Raw genomic sequence first — 3,362 nt, 5'->3', positions numbered from 1 at the left:
CGTGGAGGTCCACACGGAGCACCACCTGATGGAAGGGGAGGTCCACACGGAGGACAGTTTGACGGACAAGGAGGTCCACACGGAGCACCACCTGATGGAAGGGGAGGTCCAAACGGAGAACAGTTTGACGGACAAGGAGGTCCACACGGAGCGCCACCAAGTGGAAATGGAGCACCTCCAAGCGGAAATGGAGCACCTCCAAGCGGAAATGGAGCACCGAAAGGAGCGCCACCAAGTGGAAAAGGTAGCCAAAATGGAACAACATCAGAAGGAAATGGAACACCGAAAGGAGCGCCACCAAGTGGAAAAGGTAGCCAAAATGGAACAACAACCCAAGGAAACGGAGCACCAAAAGGAGCATCTCCAAGCGGAAATGGAGCACCGAAAGGAGCGCCACCAAGTGGAAAAGGTAGCCAAAATGGAACAACATCAGAAGGAAATGGAACACCGAAAGGAGCGCCACCAAGTGGAAAAGGTAGCCAAAATGGAACAACAACCCAAGAAAACGGAGCACCAAAAGGGGCACCGCCAAGTGGAAACGGAGCATCGAAAGGAGCGCCACCAAGTGGAAATGAAGCACCGAAAGGAGCGCCACCAAGCGGAAACGGAGCACCGAAAGGAGCACCTCCAAGCGGAAATGGAGCACCAAAAGGGGCACCGCCAAGCGGAAACGGAGCACCGAAAGGAGCACCTCCAAGCGGAAATGGAGCACCGAAAGGAGCACCTCCAAGCGGAAACGGAGCACCGAAAGGGGCACCGCCAAGTGGAAACGGAGCACCAAAAGGGGCACCGCCAAGTGGAAATGGAGCACCGAAAGGAGCACCGCCAAGTGGAAATGGAGCACCAAATGGAACAACATCAGAAGGAAATGGAGCACCGAAAGGTGCCCCATCTGATGAACTAAGTGTCCAAAATAGTACAATATCAGAAGGTACGGAAAATCAAAATGATGTTCCATACGGTGGAAGCAATGTAAATTAAGTAAATGAACGTGAAGAATGGAAGGGATGATTCTTATGGATAAGCACTATAGACATGAATGGAAGCATGTTCTTCATGCCGGAGATTTATTAACATTGAGGCAGCGTTTGGGTGTCATCATGGAGAAAGATCCACACACGATTGATGGGAAGTATCAGATTCGAAGTCTTTATTTTGACAATCTCTACGACAAGGCTTTGAATGAGAAAATAGATGGAATCAGTAGGAGGGAAAAGTTTCGATTGCGATTGTATAACGGAGATGCTTCTATTGTTCATCTGGAAAAAAAGAGTAAGTGGAATAATCTTGGAACAAAGTATCGTGCAAACTTGACTGAGGAGGAAGTTCAAAAACTGATTGTTGGAGATTTCGACTGGATGCTTGCTTCTGATGAGTCTTTGGTACAGGAATTATATTGTAAGATACGATATCAAGGTATGCGTCCGAAAACAATTGTAGACTATACCAGAGAGCCGTTTATCTTTGGACCTGGAAATGTGCGCGTCACATTAGACTATGATATTCGCACAGGGTTGGACTGCACTGACTTTCTTAATGTAAGTGCAGTTACAATTCCTGCAGGAGATGCACCTATTATTCTTGAGGTAAAGTGGGATGAATTTATTCCATCGATTATTCGAGATGCGGTTTGTGTACCGAATCGACGAGTAGGTTCATTTTCTAAATATTGTCAATGTCGTGTGTACGGGTAAGTTTGAAAGGAGGAAAAATTATGTCATTTTCAGATATTTTTAAATCAAGTTTTCTTGAAAATGTGTCCAGTATAAGTATATTGGACATGGGACTCGCATTAGTTCTTGCGTTTTGTGTGGGCTTATTCATCTTTTTTGTATATAAAAAGACTTATGCGGGTGTAATGTACTCATCTTCATTTGGTGTAACGCTGATTGCTTTGACAATGATTACAACTCTAGTCATTTTAGCAGTCATCAGTAATGTTGTGTTATCGCTCGGGATGGTAGGGGCATTGTCCATTGTGCGTTTTCGTACCGCAATTAAAGAACCGATGGATATTGCGTTCCTATTCTGGTCGATTGCAGTCGGTATTGTATTGGCAGCAGGACTAATCCCTTTAGCAGTATTCGGAAGTGTGATTATTGGTATCATATTATTATTATTTGCCAATAGGAAAGAACATTCCAATCCTTATATCGTTGTAATTGCTTGTGAGGGAAATGAAAGTGAAAAAGCAGCAACAGATTATCTTGCATCTAAAACAGATAAATTTGTTGTGAAGAGCAAGACTGCAAGAAAAGGAAATATAGAAATCAATGCAGAGATTCGATTGAAAGAAGATAATACTGATTTTATCAATAACTTAGCAGATATGCCCGGTGTACAAAATGCAGTATTGGTAAGTTATAACGGAGATTATATGGGATAAGGAGGAGATAGATATGTCTACGCATAAATATATTGACCGACTATGTATTATTGTGCTTGTGCTGACACTTCTCTTGACCGTGACATTTATGAATGGGGAAAAGCTTGGATTGAAAGTTATTACAGATGAAGATGCGGAGACATACAGCGGAAGCACTTATTTTACAAAGAATGATAAAGATGGGGATTGGGAAGAAAATGAATATACAACTCATATCTCCCTTGACGGATCTGATGGAACAATAGACGGGAACGGAGCCTATTTTCTAAATGGAAATCTTGTGATTTCACAAGCAGGATGGTATGTGATTTCAGGTTCGCTGGAAGATGGTAAGATTGTTGTAGATGCATCTGATTCTTCAAAGGTATGGATAAAGTTGAATAGTGTTACCATAAATTGTTCTGATGATGCTTGCTTGAGAGTAAATCAGGCAGATAAGGTATTTTTGACATTGGCAGACGGAACAGAGAACTCATTTACAAGTGGGAGCAGTTATTCCGAGGAAGCATTGTCGGACAATACCGGAGGGACCATTTTTTCTCATGATGACTTAACAATTAACGGAAGTGGAAGTCTAACTGTAACAGCCGAATACAAGCATGGGATAGATGTGAATGACTCTTTGGTGATAACCGGAGGTAACATTAAGGTAACTGCACCTCAAGATGGAATTCATGTCAATGACAGTTTCAGATTGATGGATGCGATGTTGACTCTTGATGTGGGTGACGATGGAGTCCATAGTGATGATGAACTCTATATTGAAAGTGGAACGGTTCTTATTTCTTCCTCCTATGAGGGATTCGAAGCAGTGACCGTAGATATTGTAGGAGGAGATATTACCATCTATTCTACTGATGACGGTATCAATGCAAATGGTGGAAGTACAATGATGGAACCGGGAAATATGAGTGGAGGACCACCACCATTGCCACCGAACCATGGAGGAAATAATATGGGAGAAAATTCTCCCAAT

At 42.9% G+C, this 3,362-nt stretch carries 3 protein-coding genes and 1 pseudogene; all 4 read left to right on the top strand.

The annotated features are described in order from the left end of the window. Window positions 1-981 (top strand): annotated as a pseudogene (locus ACO5GE_RS03690) (hypothetical protein); the annotation flags it as partial. 35 nt (window positions 982-1,016) lie between these two features. After that, entirely contained in the window at window positions 1,017-1,694 is a 678-nt protein-coding gene (locus tag ACO5GE_RS03685) for a polyphosphate polymerase domain-containing protein (protein ID WP_484829581.1), read from the top strand. A 20-nt stretch (window positions 1,695-1,714) separates the two neighbouring features. Then, entirely contained in the window at window positions 1,715-2,386 is a 672-nt protein-coding gene (locus ACO5GE_RS03680) for a DUF4956 domain-containing protein (protein ID WP_484829580.1), read from the top strand. Window positions 2,387-2,399: 13 nt separating this feature from the next. After that, window positions 2,400-3,362: carbohydrate-binding domain-containing protein (locus ACO5GE_RS03675; RefSeq protein ID WP_484829579.1), on the top strand; the 963-nt coding region annotated here is incomplete at its 3' end.

It is taken from the genome of Filifactor sp. (assembly GCF_057248345.1).
The sequence above is the reverse complement of the archived record's forward strand: the minus strand, read 5'-3'. Positions and strand labels throughout refer to the sequence as shown.